The sequence below is a fragment of the Kitasatospora sp. NPDC034035 genome (assembly GCF_055575755.1).
The window spans coordinates 1-16,154 of sequence record NZ_JBVISA010000010.1 but is presented as its reverse complement, the minus strand read 5'-3'; the positions used below and the strand labels follow the sequence as shown (position 1 = coordinate 16,154).

Below are 16,154 nucleotides of genomic sequence, written 5' to 3'. Positions count from 1 at the left end.
CGTCTGTGCGGGGGTGCGGGGGCGGTCTGAGTGAGGTCAGGGGCGGAAGGGGAACCCGTACAGGTGGACGGACACGTGCTCGCGCCCCTCGGTGTCGCCGACCGCCCTGGCGGCCTTGCCGCGCTCCCGCCAGCGCCGGGACAGGTCCTGCAACTCCTCGCCCAGTTCGGCGAGTTCGGCCGGATTGAGGTCGAGCAGCCATTCGAGGCTGAAGGCCGCGTCGGTCCACTCCGTGCCCCAGGCGGCGCCCTGGTCCAGGTAGGCGCGGTACTGGGCGGCCCGGGAGTCGACGAGCCCGCGGGCCACCGCGCCGACGGCGGCGGCACCTTCGGGCGTGTCGGAGAGGTCGGACTCCCGGAAGCCCCAGCCCTCCTCGGAGGCGACCTGCCACCACCGCTCCCGGCCGTCGGTGCTCCGGCCGCTCGCCTCGGCGACGAAGCCGTGCTCGGCGAGCTTGCGCAGGTGGTAGCTGACCAGGGACGGCGCCTGGTCGACCTGCTCGGCGAGCTGCGAGGCGGTGGCACTGCCCGCCGCGTAGAGCAGTCGGTAGAGCTGCATCCGCAGCGGGTTGGTGAACGCCTTCAGACGGGACAGGTCGGTGATCCGGTTGGGCTCCGGCTTCTGGGTCATGGGTCCACGGTAGATTCGAAAGAAAAGTTGCGCAATAGAAATTGCGAACCCTGGGGTCCGGCGGTCGGCACGGTTTCCCGAGAAGGTGTGACAGCGAGCCGGCCGTCGGCGCTGAACAGGTACGACCACCTCACCGCCCGGTCCGCCGTGATCGACGGGTGCAGCCGTGGTAGCCCTGTGAACCGACAACACCTGGACTCGACATCGTGCCCGTCACGTCGTACGGCCCATGGCCGACCGCCGAGGAGCAGCCTGACCCTCCGCTGGTCCCGAGGTACTTTCACGGCCCGGCGGCCGGCGGACCGGTCGTCGGAACCCCGACCGACCACTTCGCCCCCGCGGTCGGTCCCGCCGACCACCTCGCCCCCGCGGTCGGTTCCGCCGACCACTTCGCGTGGCCCGACGAGGCGGGCGAGTCGGACACCGCCGAGCTGTCCGCCGTCACCGACACCGCGGACGAGCAGCCCGCGCCCCCGCCCGTGTTCGTCGACGCCTCCGGCCGCCGTCAGCGCCGGATCCGCAGGTTCGGGGCGGTGCTGGCCGTGCCGGCCGGTGGGTACCTCGCGCTGCTGGGCAGCACCCTGCTCGGCGGCCCCACCGTGAACGCGCCGTTCCTTCCGCTGCCCCAGCCGCCCGCGCCGAGCGCGCCCGCCCAGGCATCCACACCGTCCACGGCGCCGTCCGCCGCCCCGGAGGCCGCGGCCCCGCCCGGCGCGGCGCCCACCGTGACCCCCGCCCGCCAGGCCGGCACCGGCCCGGTCGGGGACCGGCACCCGCAGACGACCGGCGTGCCGACCGGGCCCTCCGCCGGCCTCCCGAGCGCCCCCGCAGGTACCGGCTCGCCCGCTCCGGTCACCAGCCCCGCGGCGCCGCCGAACACCCCGCCCGGGCACGGCCGCCCCACGAGCCCTCCGGGCAACTCCGGCAACAAGCCCGGCAAACCCTGACGCCCGACTAGCCACCATTACGACCCGCACCCCCGAAAGCAGCGCCATGAGCTCAACCCGCCGCCGTCGAACCGCCGCCCCCGACCGCACCCGCAGAGGCAGGCGCGGAGTGGTGAGGCAGGGCCCGCTGCGCACCCACTGGCTGCTGCTCACCGCCCTGCTGCTCACTCTCTCCGGCGCCCTGCTGCTCCAGGGGTACACCCAGCACAGCTTCGACGACCGCCCGGACCAGACGGCCGCGCACGCGGGCACGAGCACCGTGCCGACGGCGATCCGCGAAGGCGGACCGGTGATCGACGCCGCCGGCCCCCAGCCGCGCAGCGCCGCTCCCAAGCCCGGCACCATCGTCCTCACCTTCGACGACGGCCCCGACCCGACCTGGACCCCGCAGATCCTCGACGTCCTGCGCCGCGAAGGGGTGCACGCCACGTTCTTCGTGGTCGGCACCCAAGCCGCCGCCCACCCGGACCTGATCCGCCGGATCGTCTCCGAGGGCCATCAGATCGGCGTGCACACGTTCACCCACACCGACCTCGGCCCCGCGCCCGACTGGCGCCGCTCGCTGGAACTGCGCGAGACCCAGCTCGCACTGGCCGGTTCGGCGGGAGTGACCAGCTCCCTCCTGCGGCCGCCGTACTCCTCCAGCCCGGACGCCCTGGACGACGGCGAGTGGGACGCCGTGCAGCAGGCCGGGCACGCGGGGTACCTGACCGTGCTCACCACCCAGGACAGCGAGGACTGGCGCCGACCCGGGACCGCGCAGATCCTGAAGACCCTCGACGACGCTGCGGGCGGCCCGGGCCGGATCGTGCTCATGCACGACTCGGGCGGCGACCGCTCCCAGACCGTGGCGGCGCTGACCGCCCTGCTGCCCCGGCTGAAGGACCGCGGCCTGCACTTCGCCACGGTCAGCGAGGCGGTCGGCCTGTCCGACCCCGTCCACCGGGCCGGGACCGCCGACCGGCTCCAGGGGACCGCGTTCATGTGGCTCCTCCGGGGCGGCGACCGGACGCTCGCGGCGCTGGGCTGGCTGTTGTGGGCGGCGGGCGCGATCAGCGTGCTGCGGGCCGTCGCCGTGCTGGCGGCAGCCCGTCGGCACAAGCGGCTGCGGCGCCGGCCATGGGGGCCGCCGGTCACCGAGCCGGTCAGTGTGATCGTGCCCGCGTACAACGAGTCCGCCGGGATCGAGGCCGCACTGCGGTCGCTGCTCGCCTCCGACCACCCGGTGGAGGTGATCGTGGTCGACGACGGCTCGACCGACGGCACGGCCGACCTGGTCGAGTCGCTCGACCTGCCGTACACCCGGGTGATCCGGCAGGAGAACGCGGGCAAGCCGGCCGCCCTCAACACCGGTATCGCCGCCGCCCGCGCGGAGCTGCTGGTCATGGTGGACGGTGACACCGTGTTCGAGCCGGACGCCGTCCGGCACCTCGTGCAGCCGTTCGCCGACCCCTCGGTCGGAGCGGTCTCCGGCAACGCCAAGGTGATCAACCGCGGTGGTCTGCTGGGCCGTTGGCAGCACATCGAGTACGTGGTCGGCTTCAACCTGGACCGCCGGCTCTTCGACCTCGCCGAGTGCATGCCCACCGTGCCGGGCGCGGTCGGCGCCTTCCGCCGCTCCGCGCTGCTGGCGGTCGGCGGCGTGGGCGAGGAGACGCTCGCCGAGGACACCGACCTCACCATGGCGTTGTGCCGGGCCGGTTGGCGGGTGGTCTACGAGGAGCGGGCCAAGGCCTGGACCGAGGCCCCCGCCTCGCTGAGCGCCCTGTGGCGCCAGCGCTACCGCTGGTGCTACGGCACCCTGCAGGCGATGTGGAAGCACCGCGGCGCGCTCGTCCAGGGCGGGCAGGCCGGCAAGCTGGGCCGGCGAGGGCTGCTCTACCTGCTGATGTTCCAGGTCCTCCTGCCCCTGCTCGCCCCGGTGGTCGACGTCTTCGCGCTGTACGGACTGGCCTTCCTCGACCCGGTGCGGATCGTCGGGCTGTGGGCGGCGTTCCTGCTGGTCCAGATGCTGATGGGTGCCTACGCGTTCCGGCTGGACAAGGAACGGTACGGACCGCTGTGGAGCCTGCCGCTGCAGCAGTTCGTCTACCGGCAGCTGATGTACCTGGTGGTGATCCAGTCGGTCTTCACCGCGCTGGCGGGATCCCGCCTGCGCTGGCAGCGGATGCAGCGCTACGGCACGCTCCGGGTCCCGACGGGCGGCTGACCCGGGTCGGCTCGACCGGCCTGACGGACAGCCCGTCATCGTGGTCCGAACGTCCCGTGCCGACGGCCCGGGTTTCCTGGACCGCGGCCCGGCGGGCGGTCCGTGGGGTTGTCGAGATGGTGTGCAGGCCGTGTCCGGGGCCTTGTGCCGCCCTCCGGCTCTGCCCATACTTCCCGTCAGCGCCTGTCAGGGGCAGATCATCCGCGATGGCACCCCCATGGACACCGTCGGTTGTCCGCGCACTCCCTGACCGCGCCTCACGGCCCCCACACCCTCAGGGGGCCTCTCACTCCCAGGAGGAGACCAGTGAGGACCACGCGCACCATCCCCCACACCAGCACCGCGAGGACCACCCGACTGCTCGCCGCCGCCGTCGGCCTGCTGTCCGCCACCGCGGTGGCCGCGCCGAGTGCGGTCGCCGCCCCCACCGCACCCGCCGGCCCGGCCCGACTCGCCGCGGTGAGCGACGCCCTGCAGCGGACCGACGTCAACGGCATCGCCTGGTACGTCGACCCGACGGCCGACCGTGTCGTCGTCACGGTGGACGGCACCGTCCCACCGGCCGCGATCGCCAGGATCAAGCAGGCCGCCGGCCCCGACGCCGCCACGCTGCGGATCCAGCACTCCCCGGGCACCTTCCGCCCGCTGCTCGCCGCGGGCAGTGCCATCTACGGCGGCCAGTACCGCTGCTCGCTCGGCTTCAACGTGGTGAGCGGCAGCACCTACTACTTCCTCACCGCGGGGCACTGCGGAAACGTCGCGAGCACCTGGTACACCAACTCCGGCCACACCACGCTGATCGGGGCGACCGTCAACTCCAGCTTCCCCGGCAACGACTACGCGCTCGTCCGCTACGACAACAGCGCGGTGAGCCACACCGGCGGCTTCACCTCCGCCCCGAACGCCTACGTCGGGGAAGCGGTCAAGCGCACCGGATCCACCAGCGGCACCCACGGAGGCACGGTCACCGGCCTCAACGCCACCGTGCGCTACTCCGACGGCGGCACCGTACGCGGCATGATCCAGACCAACGTCTGCGCCGAGCCCGGCGATTCGGGCGGCCCGCTGTACGACGCCACCAAGGCCCTCGGCATCACCTCCGGCGGCAGTGGTGACTGCAGCACCGGCGGTACCACCTTCTTCCAGCCGGTCAACGAGGCGCTCGCCGCGTACGGCGTCAACGTCTACTGACCCCGACCGTCCTCCTCCATCCGTCCACCCCGGAACCGGCCCCCGGGCGGGGGTCCACCCTGCCCGGGGCCCGGTTCCTCGGCGCGCGTCGTCCTGCCGGTCGACTACGTCGTGGACGTCCGGACGATCGCCTACCGAACGGACCCCCGGGGCACCGCCACTCCGAGGCAGGTTCGCCCGTCTCCTTCGAGGGGGACCACATCGACGACCACCGGGGCTGGGGGCTGGAGCGTCCTCATCCTCGGTGAGGCCCACTGCACCGACACCCCGGACGAGGAACAGCGCCTCTCGGCCCTCCCAGGCTCCATCCCTGGTCCGGCCGGCTCGTACGGGGGCCTGGCGACATGTGCCAGGGTCCGCTCCGGATTCTTGTCGATGCCGTCCTCGTCCGTGCCCGGGGGTGAGGTTCAGCTGGTGAGGGTGGGGACCGCGCCGCCCTCGACGTGCTGGAGGTGGACGCCGGGGAGGTGGCGGCACCAGGCGGTGGCGGCCGTGGCGAGTCGGTCCGCGGTGAGCGGGGTGGGGCCGAGGCCGATGGGGAAGTGGGTGAGGCCGTCGGGAGACCGGTAGGGGTGCGGCCAGGCGTGGAGGTGGGTGGCGCCGGCTTCCTCCAGGGCGGCCAGGAGGGTGCGGAGGCGGCCGCGGACCAGCCCGACGGACTCCTCCCTGACGGTGACCACGGCCCAGGCGGCGTGGCGGCGGTGCAGCGGGGGCGGGGCGAGCAGGGCGGGCCAGGGGTCGGTGCTCTCCGTGGTGAGCTCCCAGGCGCGGTAGAGCTCCTCGGTGAGCAGGTCGCGGGTGTCGGCGCTGACCTGGGTGGTACAACTGCGGACGGGGGAGGAAGGGGTGACGATGGAGATCGGTTCGGACTGATGGCACATCAGGTACCTGGACAGGCAGACGGGTTGGCGCCAGTCCCAGCCGGCCCAGGTCTCGGTGAACTGCCGGAACAGGTCGCCGTCGGCGTCAGTTCCGGCCGCGTCACTTCCGTCCGTGTCACTTCCGTCCGCGTCATCGCCGTCCGAGTCGTGAGCGTCACCGGCGTCCAGGACGACGCGCGCGGCGAGCACCGACCAGGCGAGCGACGGCAGTTGGCCGAAGGGGGCGGAATCCAGGCCGCGCGCCCGGGACCAGGCCTTGACCTGACGGGCCAGCCGGACGAAGCGGTCGTGCCGGTCGCCGAGGGCTGCCAGGATCGCCTCGGCGTCCGTGACCGCGCTCAGCGCGACGGCTTCCGCCTCGCCCAACTCCGCACGGCGGGCCACGGCTTGGGCCGGGTCGAGTGAGCCGGTGAAGACGACGACGAGGTCGACGGACAGGCCGTCCGCCTCCAGTCGCACCCCCGGCACCCGGGCGCCGCGCACCTCGCGCAGCTGTCGGGCGTCCGGCAGCGCGGCCGCGATCCGGGTGCGGACGCCGGGCAGGTCGGCCGGGCCGGGCAGCGCCGCCACCAGGTCCAGGTCGGCGCCGTCCAGCTGGCAGCCCAGCCGCCGTGAGCCGACGACGTGGACCGCGCCGTCCGGTAGCGCCTCGGTGATGCGTTGAGCCAACGCCCAGGCGAAGGAGGTCCGTTCGGGCGACTCCGGCTCCGGCTGCCGCGAGACGGTCGGCTCCTCGGGCACCGGGCGCACCTCGCCCGTCCCCAGCGCGATCACCGCGCGGGGCCGCATCGGCTCGGAGCCCCGGCGCGAGAGCACCACCAGCTCGCCCACCCGGGCCGAGACCTCGGTGAGCCGGGCCGCGCAGTCGGCGGCCACCCGCTGCGGGTCGGTGCTGCGCCCGAGGGTCAGGTGCGGCGTGAAGCCCTCCGCGCGGCCGCGGCAGCGGGGGAAGCGGCGTTCCAGCGCGTGCCGCAGCGCCGCCCAGGGCTCGGCGGAGGCGGCGGCCGGGTCGAGCCAGATGGTGGCGTCCTCGCGGTGGCCGAAGGTGTGCACCCCTGTCAGGCGCGCGGCGAACGGCGCCGTCTCGGCGGCGGCCGCGCCCAGCAGCGGCAGGGCGCGGTCGAACTCGGCCTCCGGGACGAAGCCGAACAGCAGGTTGACGTGCGGCGGCCAGCGGCGCAGCTGCGGGTCGTACGCGGCGCGCAGCCGCTGGATCGGCGGCCACAGCTCCTCGGGCGGCAGCCAGGCGACGGCGGTCCGGGGGGTGGGCGCGGCGTCGAGGACGTCCGGCGTCCCGCCCGCTCCGTCGAGGGTGAGGTCCACGGCTACGCCGTAGTGGTCGGAGGGGTGCAGTCCGTCGGCGGTCGGGCGCTCGCCCAGCAGGGCGGCGGCGGTGATGCGGGTGCTGTCGGCGCGGTGCAGGACGCGGTCGAGGCGGCCCGGGCGGCCGGTGAGCGAGGAGACGGCGGCGAGCGGGTTGGCGGTCGGGTCGAAGGTGGGGGTGTCGTCGGACGGGCCGTGCACCTGCGTCCAGGCGTCGCGCAGGCCGAGTGCGGCGGCCGGGCCGGTGGCGCCGGAGCGGGCGTCGTTGAAGTCCCCGAGCAGTAGCAGTTCACCCTCGAGGCCGCCCAACCCTTCGGCCAGCTGGGCGAGTTCGGCTTCGCGGCGGGCCGCGCCGTCCGGCGAGTGGTCGCTGCTCAGGTGGACGGCGGCGACCGTCAGCGGTTCGCCGGCGGTCCGTACGGTGATCGCGGTGACGGCCTTGTGCGGGCCCAGCGCGTGCCGGCCGGCCTCCAGGACCGGCAGCCGGCTGAGCAGCAGCAGGCCGTGCTCGTCGACGTCCCGGCCGAGCGGGTCCGCGTTGAGGGTGTAGCCGGCGCGGACCCAGGGCGCCGCCAGCAGCAGGGCGACCAGCGCCGGCTCGACCTCCTGCAGGGCGATCACGTCGGCGTCGGCGGCCTCCAGTGCGGCGAGCAGCAGCGGGCGGCGGCGGGCGGTGGCGATCCGGTCGGCGTCGTAGCGGTCCCACAGGGTGTTCCAGGTGATGACGCGCAGGTCGCCGACCGCCGGGGCCGAGGGCTGGGCGTGCTCCGAAACGACAGCCTGCCAGCCGTCGCCCGGCCCCCGGGAGGAGCCCGCCCGCGGGGAGCCGTCCGGCTGCCGGTCGCGGTCCGGCTGCCAGGCGTACGGGGTCGTCGCCGCGAAGAAGGGCGAGCGCAGCCGGCGCGGGTCGGTGCGGCGCCCGGCCTCGGTGCTGTCGAGCACGTCCACGCCGGACGCGCGGTCCCAGACCACCACGCCGTCGGCCTCGACCCGGTGCACCCGGTGCCAGGGGATGTCGCCCGCGGCGGCGAAAGCCTCCAGCGGGACGCGTTCGGTGCGGTCGTCGCGCTGGCGCACACCCAGGGTGAACCGGGCCGGGTCGAAGCGGGCGTCCCAGCGGATGCGCTGGCAGATCTGTTCGATGGGACGCATCAGTCCTCCTCGGCGTCGAGCGTGCCCGCCGTGTCTTCCACGGTGCCACCGGCGCCGACGTACCAGGTGCGGTGCGCCTGGCCGGGGTAGGGCGGGCTGAAGCGGTACAGCTGTGCGGTGAGCACGTCGGCCGGCACCGGGTGCGGCCGTACGGCGTTGCGGCGCTGCAGTTCGTCCTCGCCGACCACCAGCACGACCTGGGTGACCAGGGCGTCGCGGCGCTGCGCGATGGCGTGGACCTGGGAGCGCTGCCGGCGGTTGAGCGAGGTGGCGTCCCAGACGACGGTGTCCGCGCGGCCGGCCCCTGGGGCGGCGAGGGCGGCGTCCAGCCGGGCCAGGCCCTCGCGCAGCACCACGGCGTTGTCGCGCTGGTCGGCGCGCGAGCCCCGGGCGGCGCGCAGGTCGTCCAGGCTGATCCGGGCGGCGACACCGGTCAGCCCGGCGGCGAAGCTGCTCTTGCCGCTGCCGGACGGGCCGCACAGGTGCACCAGTCGGGGGAAGCGGCCGTCCCGCCGGCGCCAGGTGGCCGCGACGGCCTCCTCGACGGTGGAGATCCGGCCGAGCGCGTACGCCTCGCGGGCCTGTGCCCAGCAGCGGTCGGCGGCGTCCCGGTCGAGGTCGGCGAGCGCCTCGCGCAGACCGGTGCGCAGCCGGGCGAGCGGCGCCCCGTCGAGCAGCCCGGCGTCCTCGGCGTGCAGCGTGGACCAGGCGACCTGCTCGCGCTCCGCCGCCCCGGGAGCGGCGGCCGCGGCGACGGCGTGCAGCACCCCCAGGTCGGCGGCGCAGGAGAGCCGGACCAGCCCGGCGCGGCGGTCCTCGTCCGGGTACGGCTGCTGCAGCCCCGGGTGCAGCCCGACCAGGTCGGCGACCCGGCGGGCCAGCGGCAGCCCGAGCGGCCCGGCCAGCCGCGGCGCCAGCGACGGCCGGCGCTCGGCGCGCAGCGCGGTCGCGAGCACCCCGGCCAGCCGGGCGTCCCCGCCGCGGCCGAGCTCGTCCAGTCGAGCCGACACCTCCGCCAACTCCTCGGGCTGGCACAACAGTTCGGGCAGTCCCAAAGCGGCGGCCAGGGCGGGCGGTTCGGGCAGCGCGCCGGACCGTACGGACCACAGTGCGGCACTCGGGCCGAGCCCGTTCTCCACCACGGCGGCGTGCATCCAGTGCGTGTCGGTGCGCACGTGGTGCGGGCGCACCCACTTGGCGACCCGCTCGCCGAACTCCGCCCGGGAGAAGCCCCGGACGGTCCGCACGACGTAGCCCTCCTGCCGGTTCAGGTCCAACGGCAGGGCGCGTAGGGCCCGTTCGTCGAAGCGGCCGCGCCACAGCACCGGGGGCGACGGGACGCCGAGGCGGCGCAGGAAGCGGACGGTGTCGTCCCAGTCCAGGCAGTGGTCGCGGTCCGTCCAGACCGAGAAGCCGTAGAACCAGCTCTCCAGGTCGGTGTACGGGATCGAGTGCCGGGCGAACAGGTTCTCGCCGCAGATCCGCCAGCCGTCCGGGATCCGAGCGCCGATCCGGCCCTGCAGGCCCTTCACCCAGGCGCGGGAGGGGTGGTGGGCCGAGTCCAGTGAGCGGGCGTGCAGGCCGTCGGGGTAGAGGGTGGTGTTCTCGCCGTCGAGCTTCTCGGTGACGACGACCTCCGCGCCGGCCAGCGCGGTGAGGTCCCCGGTCCGCACGTCGTCCGCCGCCGCCCCCGGTGACCAGGGAAGATGCGGAGTCCGGGGGTAGTGCACGCGCATGTCCGGGCTCCCGTGAACGTCAGTGATCAGGCGGACACTGTAGAAGCGGTGGCTCCGCGCGGGCCACCGAATAACCGCCGGGGCGCCGCAGTCCCACCCTCGCCATCTCGCGACACGCGGGCAGGAACGTCCCTGCGCGCGGGCGGCCGGACACGGGGGTGCAATGAGCGCGCCCCAACACGTCGTCAGAGGGAGGCCGCAGGGTGGAGACCAAGACGAGGGACGCGGACCCGGTCCGTGTCCTGGACGTGGCGAGCGCCGACTACCGCCGGGCGTTCGAGCTGTTCCTCGCCGGGACGGACGAGAAGCCGATCACCCACGCCCGGCTGAGCGAGCTCGCCGCCACCCTGCCGCACCGCCGGCTCCTGCTGGACCTCGGCGCGGGCGACGGCCGCACCACCGCCCACCTGGCCCGGTCCTTCGACCGTACGGTCGCCGTCGAGCCCAGTGTCGCGATGCGCGAGAAGCTCCGCACCACCTGCCCGGACGCCCTCGTCCTCCCGGAGCGGCTCGACCGGGCCCAGCCGCCCGAGCCGGCCGACCTCGTCCACCTCTCCCACGTGCTCTACTACGTGCCCGAGCCGGACTGGCTCGCCACCGTCACCCGCGCCCTGAACTGGACGGCGCCCGGCGGCGCCCTCCTGGTCGTCCTGCAGAACCCCGAGAGCCCCTGCATGCGGATGGCCGCCCACTTCACCGGCGTCCGCTACGACCTGAGCACCCTCGCCGACCGCCTGCGCGAGCGCCACCCGGCGGACGACATCACCCTCGAGACCCTCGACCTCCACTACCGCACGGCCCACCTCGCCGAGGCCGTGGACGTCGCCGAGTTCATGGTCAACGTCGCCGACCTCGCCACCCTCGACCCCCGCCCCTCCCGCGCCGCCCTGACCGCCTACGTCCAGGACCACTTCACCCGGCCCGACGGCACCTACGCCATCGGCCACACCCAGGACATGCTGATCGTCCGCCGCTCCCCGGTTGCCTGACCCGACCGGTCCCCGACCGGTCGGGGACCGACCTTCAGGCGACCGGCCCAGCCCCGTGTGCGGCCACGGGGCGGGCCTGGTGAGCTGTCCGGGGAGCCCGTCACCCGAGCGGCCTCCCGGACACCCCGACGGAGGACCCTGTGCCGGACCCGACGACGTCGTACGCCGACCTGCGCGCCCTGGTGATCAACTGCACGCTGAAGCGTTCGCCGGAACGCAGCCACACCCAGGGCCTGATCGACGTCTCGACCGGCATCCTGGAACGCCAGGGCGTCCAGGTGGAGGTCCTGCGCGCGGTGGACATCGACATCGCGACGGGGGTCTGGCCGGACATGACCGAGCACGGCTGGGAGACCGACGAGTGGCCGGTGATCTACTCGCAGGTGATGGCCGCCGACATCCTCACGCTCGCCGGTCCGGTGTGGCTGGGAGATAACTCCTCAGTCATGAAGAAGGTCATCGAGCGGCTGTACGCCTGCTCCTCGATCCTCAACGAGCAAGGTCAGTACGCCTATTACGGCCGGGTCGGCGGCTGCCTGATCACCGGCAACGAGGATGGCGCGAAGCACTGCGCGATGAACGTGCTCTACAGCCTGCAGCACCTGGGGTATGTGATCCCGCCGCAGGCGGACGCGGGGTGGGTGGGGGAAGCGGGGCCGGGGCCGTCGTACCTGGATCCGGGGTCGGGTGGGCCGGAGAACGACTTCACGAATCGGAACACCACGTTCATGACGTGGAACCAGCTCCACCTCGCGAGGATGCTCAAGGATGCCGGCGGCATCCCCTCTCACGGCAACCAGCGCTCCGAGTGGGACGCCGGCTGTCGCTTCGACTTCGAGAACCCCGAGCACCGCTGAACCACCGGTCTCTTGCGGCGACGGCCTTGCCTGAGGCGTTGAGCGTGTCCTTGCGGACGATGCCGCCGGGGTAGGCCTGCTCGACGAGCCGGCCGTCCGGACCGTACTTGGCGGTGAACTCGCCCGCCTTGCTGTCGCTCACCGACGTGAGCAGGCCGCGCGGTTCTTTGGAGGTTGGCGCCGAGCGCGTCGGCGGTGACCGAGGTCGCCTTCTTCAGCGTCCAGCCGGCGGTGCCGCCGATCGGCGCGCCGTAGCCGTTCTTGGTGACCCGCAGCTCCACGTCGTCGGCGTAGCCGTCGATGCGGGGGCCCTCCGGATCGTGGTGGTGGTCTTGGTGAGCTGTCCGGCGGTGTCGTACGCCGGCACGGAGCTGGTGTAGGCGATGCCGCCTGCCCCGTTGACGCAGCGGGTCGAGGTGGAGGGCTTGCCCTGGGTTCGTGGCGGCACTGGACGGGATCCGGCGGGAGCTGGGGGTGACGCGGACTCCGGGCCCGGAGTGGTCCGCCGGAACGGACGGTTGACCCGCCCCACGGTGCGCGCGCGGGCCTCCCGCTGCTCCGCGCCCCGCTCGCTCCCCGTGTCCGCGTCGTGTCGCGGCCTGCGCTATCGAGCTGCTATGCGACTTGGGCAAGATCGACCTCGCAGGTCCGGTGGCGGTACACGCCGGGCATGACGAAGGCGTCCCGGTCGGCGCGCGACCCGTGGGAGCGGGCCCCCCGCCACGGTCCGGCGACTGATGGTCCTGCTCGCCGTGAAGGAGTCCGAAGACACGATGGCGCACCCCGACGGTACCGAAGCACCGCTGCTGTGGACACTGGCAGGCAGCGGCAAGGAGTCGCTGGCGGCCGGCGCGCGCGGCCTGCACGCGTACCTGGCCGGTCGTGACGACTGGAGCCCCCAGGACATCGCATTCACCCTCGCGCGCACCGCTTCCGAGGGGAGCCGGCGGGCGGCACTGGTGGCGGACGGCCGCGACGGATTCCTGCGGCGGCTGGACGCGCTCGCCGACGGCAGGAGCATGCCCGGCCTGGTGGAGGGCGCCGCAGGGGCAGGCCGCCGGGTCGCCTTCGTGTTTCCCGGGCAGGGCGCGCAATGGCCCCGGATGGCGGTGGACCTGCTGGACACCTCCACGGTGTTCCGCGACCGGATGGACGCGTGCGCGCAGGCCCTGGAACCGTTCGTCGACTGGTCGCCGATCGACGTGCTCCGCGACCCGGACGCGCCGGGCGCACCCGCCGGGGACCGGGCCGACGTGGTGCAGCCCCTGCTGTTCGCCGTGACGGTGTCGCTCGCCGCGCTGTGGCGCTCCCACGGTGTGGAACCGGCCGCCGTGCTCGGGCACAGCGTCGGCGAGGTCACCGCCGCCGCGATCTGCGGCGCGCTGTCCCTGGACGACTGCGCGCGGGTGGTGGCCCTGTGGAGCCAGGCCCAGGCGACCCTGGCCGGGAAGGGGGACATGGTCTCCGTCATGGCCCCGGCGGGCGAGGTCGAGCCGCGGCTGCGCCGCTGGGACGGCCGCCTCGTCGTCGCCGCGCACAACGGGCCGCGGTCCGTGATCGTCTCCGGTGACCGCGACGCCGCGGCCGAACTCCTCGCCGACCTGGCCTCGGACGCGGTGCACGCACGGCGGATCGCGGTGGGCCTGGCGGCCCATTCCCCCCACATCGACGCGATCATCCCCCGGATGCGCGCCGACCTCGCACCGATCCGGCCCCGCACACCGCATCTGCCCTACTACTCCGGACTGACCGGGGGACGACTGGACGTCCCGGTACTGGACGCCGACTACTGGTGCCGCAACCTGCGCAACACGGTCAGGTTCCACCAGGCGACCGGGGCCCTGCTGCGGGACGGGCACGGCGTCCTGCTGGAGGTCAGCCCGCACACCGTGCTGACCTCCGCCCTCACGGACTGCGCGGAGGAACACGGTGCGCAGGCCACCGTCCTCGGGACGCTGCGCCGGGACCAGGGCGGTCCGGGCCGGTTCCTGACCTCGCTCGGTGACCTGTACGTGCGCGGTGTCACCCCGGACCGGGAAGCGCTGTTCGCCGGGCAGCACGCCCGGGTACGGGAACTGCCGGTGGCTGCCCTGACGGCGCTCGCGGAGCCCGGCCCGACGGACGCGAACGGGCCCGGCGGCGCGGGCGGTGACCGGGATGCCGGCACCGCGTTCCGCGTGGAGCTGGCCGGATCGGACGTACCGGAGCGGCGTGCCGCGCTGGCACGGCTGGTGGGCGAGGAGATCGCCGCGCTGACCGGGCGGTCCGATCCGGTCCCCGCCGACCTGGCCTTCCTCGACCTGGGATTCGACTCCGTCACCGCCGTGGAGCTGCGCAACCGGCTGAGCGCGGCGACGGCGCTGCGCATCCCGGCGACGGTTGTCTTCGACTGCCCGACCCCGGCGGCCCTGACCGCGTACCTCTGCGCCGAGATCAGCGGCGACCGGCCCGACAGGAACACGGACGCGGACGAGCCGGTGCGGCGGGCCGAGGACGACGACCCTGTGGTGATCGTCGGCATGGGCTGCCGCTACCCCGGCGGTGTCGGCAGCCCCGACGAACTCTGGGAGCTGGTGTCGGCAGGTGCCGACGCCGTCTCCGCGCTGCCCGACGACCGCGGTTGGGACACCGCCGGACGGTACGACCCCGTACCGGGGACGCCGGGCCGGTACTACCAGCGAGAGGCGGGTTCGCTCGCCGGCGCGGCCGGGTTCGACGCGGAGTTCTTCGGCATCTCGCCGCGCGAGGCGGCGGCGATGGACCCGCAGCAGCGGCTGTTGCTGGAGACGACCTGGGAAGTGCTGGAGCGGGCCGGGATCGACCCGGCCACCCTGCGGCGGACCCCGACGGGCGTCTACGTCGGGGCGATGACCATGGACTACGGGCCCCCTCTCGAACAGGGCGCCGACGAGGGCGGCCACCTGCTGACCGGCAACACCGGAAGCGTCGCGTCGGGCCGACTGGCCTACACCCTCGGTCTGGAGGGAGCGGCGGTCACCGTGGACACGGCGTGCTCGTCCTCGCTGGTGGCCCTGCACCTCGCGGTACGGGCGCTGCGGGCGGGCGAGTGCTCGCTGGCGCTGGCCGGCGGCGCGACCGTGATGTCCACGGTCGGCATGCTCGTGGAGTTCAGCCGTCAGGGCGGTCTGGCCCCGGACGGCCGCTGCAAGGCCTTCGCGGCAGCCGCCGACGGTTTCGGCCTGGCCGAGGGCGCGGGGATGCTGCTGGTGGAGCGGTTGTCGGATGCGCGGCGCAACGGGCATCCGGTGCTGGCGGTGATCCGTGGTTCGGCGGTGAATCAGGATGGTGCGAGCAATGGTCTGACGGCGCCGAACGGTCCGTCGCAGCAGCGGGTGATCCGTGCGGCGTTGGCGGATGCGGGGCTGACGGCGTCCGAGGTGGACGTGGTGGAGGCGCACGGTACGGGGACGCGGTTGGGTGACCCGATCGAGGCGCAGGCGCTGCTGGCGACGTACGGGCAGGACCGGCCCGCGGACCGGCCGGTGTGGATCGGCTCGCTGAAGTCCAACATCGGCCACTCCCAGGCCGCGGCGGGTGTGGGCGGCGTCATCAAGTCGGTGCTGGCGATGCGGCACGGGGTGATGCCGAAGACGCTGCACGTGGACGGTCCGACGCCCGAGGTGGACTGGTCCGCGGGGGCCGGCCGACTGCTGACGGAGGCCCGTGCGTGGGACGACACGGGCCGTCCGCGCCGGGCGGGGGTGTCCTCCTTCGGCATCAGCGGGACCAACGCTCACGTGATCCTGGAGTCTGCGCCGGCTGAGGACCCGGCCGGGGCGGTGGAGGGTGCCCGGCGTCCTGGGACGGTGGTGTGGCCGGTGTCGGCGCGCAGTGCGGAGGCTCTGCGGGCGCAGGCGGGGGCGTTGGTGGCACGGGTGGTGGCGGAGCCCGGGCTTGATATGGCGGACGTGGGTTATTCGCTGGCGGTGGGGCGTGCGTCCTTCGAGCACCGTGCGGTGGTGGTGGGCGGGGACCGGAGCGAGTTGCTCGGTGGGTTGAAGGCGCTGGCGGAGGGGCGTTTGGCACCGGGGTCGGTGCCCGGCGGCGGGTTGGTTTCCGGTCGGGTGGTGTTGGTGTTCCCGGGTCAGGGTTCGCAGTGGGTGGGGATGGCTGCGGAGTTGTCGGGTGAGTCGGAGGTGTTCGCGGGGCGGATGGCGGAGTGCGGGCGGGCTCTGGCGCCTTATGTGGACTGGTCGTTGGCGGAGGTGTTGGGTTCGG

General features: G+C 74.1%; 10 protein-coding genes. 7 read left to right on the top strand and 3 right to left on the bottom strand.

Annotated features, from left to right (window positions below):
* Positions 1-36 precede the first annotated feature (36 nt).
* Complete coding sequence (locus tag ACZ52J_RS16125; RefSeq protein WP_465619268.1) at positions 37-630, bottom strand: ArsR/SmtB family transcription factor; 594 nt, start codon at positions 628-630, stop codon at positions 37-39.
* A gap of 206 nt (positions 631-836) precedes the next feature.
* Between ACZ52J_RS16125 and ACZ52J_RS16120 the strand changes: the two genes are divergently transcribed.
* The 3 genes from ACZ52J_RS16120 to ACZ52J_RS16110 all read left to right on the top strand — a co-directional run bounded on the left by ACZ52J_RS16120 (position 837) and on the right by ACZ52J_RS16110 (position 4,977).
* Positions 837-1,577: a hypothetical protein gene (locus tag ACZ52J_RS16120; protein ID WP_465619266.1), complete on the top strand. Its 741-nt coding sequence runs from the start codon at positions 837-839 to the stop codon at positions 1,575-1,577.
* A 46-nt stretch (positions 1,578-1,623) separates the two neighbouring features.
* Complete coding sequence (locus ACZ52J_RS16115; protein WP_465619264.1) at positions 1,624-3,786, top strand: bifunctional polysaccharide deacetylase/glycosyltransferase family 2 protein; 2,163 nt, start codon at positions 1,624-1,626, stop codon at positions 3,784-3,786.
* A 306-nt stretch (positions 3,787-4,092) separates the two neighbouring features.
* Positions 4,093-4,977, top strand: a complete 885-nt coding sequence (locus tag ACZ52J_RS16110) for a S1 family peptidase (protein ID WP_465619262.1) — start codon at positions 4,093-4,095, stop codon at positions 4,975-4,977.
* Between the two features lie 407 nt (positions 4,978-5,384).
* On the opposite strand, the gene ACZ52J_RS16105 is transcribed toward ACZ52J_RS16110, so the two are convergent.
* Together ACZ52J_RS16105 and ACZ52J_RS16100 are read right to left on the bottom strand one after the other, a co-directional pair.
* Complete coding sequence (locus ACZ52J_RS16105) at positions 5,385-8,333, bottom strand: RNA repair domain-containing protein (protein ID WP_465619260.1); 2,949 nt, start codon at positions 8,331-8,333, stop codon at positions 5,385-5,387.
* Positions 8,333-10,069, bottom strand: a complete 1,737-nt coding sequence (locus ACZ52J_RS16100; RefSeq protein ID WP_465619258.1) for an RNA ligase family protein — start codon at positions 10,067-10,069, stop codon at positions 8,333-8,335. The genes ACZ52J_RS16105 and ACZ52J_RS16100 overlap by 1 nt, the downstream gene beginning before the upstream one ends.
* A gap of 203 nt (positions 10,070-10,272) precedes the next feature.
* Between ACZ52J_RS16100 and ACZ52J_RS16095 the strand changes: the two genes are divergently transcribed.
* From ACZ52J_RS16095 to ACZ52J_RS16080, 4 genes are all read left to right on the top strand, one after another.
* Positions 10,273-11,058, top strand: coding sequence for a class I SAM-dependent methyltransferase (locus ACZ52J_RS16095; protein ID WP_465619256.1), 786 nt, complete (start codon positions 10,273-10,275; stop codon positions 11,056-11,058).
* A 140-nt stretch (positions 11,059-11,198) separates the two neighbouring features.
* Positions 11,199-11,915 carry a flavodoxin family protein gene (locus ACZ52J_RS16090; RefSeq protein ID WP_465619254.1) on the top strand — a complete coding sequence of 239 codons (717 nt, stop codon included), beginning with the start codon at positions 11,199-11,201 and terminating at the stop codon, positions 11,913-11,915.
* 113 nt (positions 11,916-12,028) lie between these two features.
* Entirely contained in the window at positions 12,029-12,295 is a 267-nt protein-coding gene (locus tag ACZ52J_RS16085; RefSeq protein WP_465619252.1) for a hypothetical protein, read from the top strand.
* Between the two features lie 393 nt (positions 12,296-12,688).
* The coding region (locus ACZ52J_RS16080; protein ID WP_465619250.1) for an acyltransferase domain-containing protein at positions 12,689-16,154 on the top strand (3,466 nt) is incomplete at its 3' end.

What these genes read in the sequence shown, in the direction of transcription:
- ACZ52J_RS16125 (WP_465619268.1), bottom strand. Translation starts at nt 630, where the DNA reads ATGACCCAGAAGCCGGAGCCCAACCGGATCACCGACCTGTCCCGTCTG.
- ACZ52J_RS16115 (WP_465619264.1), top strand. Translation starts at nt 1,624, where the DNA reads ATGAGCTCAACCCGCCGCCGTCGAACCGCCGCCCCCGACCGCACCCGC.
- ACZ52J_RS16105 (WP_465619260.1), bottom strand. Translation starts at nt 8,333, where the DNA reads ATGCGTCCCATCGAACAGATCTGCCAGCGCATCCGCTGGGACGCCCGC.
- ACZ52J_RS16100 (WP_465619258.1), bottom strand. Translation starts at nt 10,069, where the DNA reads ATGCGCGTGCACTACCCCCGGACTCCGCATCTTCCCTGGTCACCGGGG.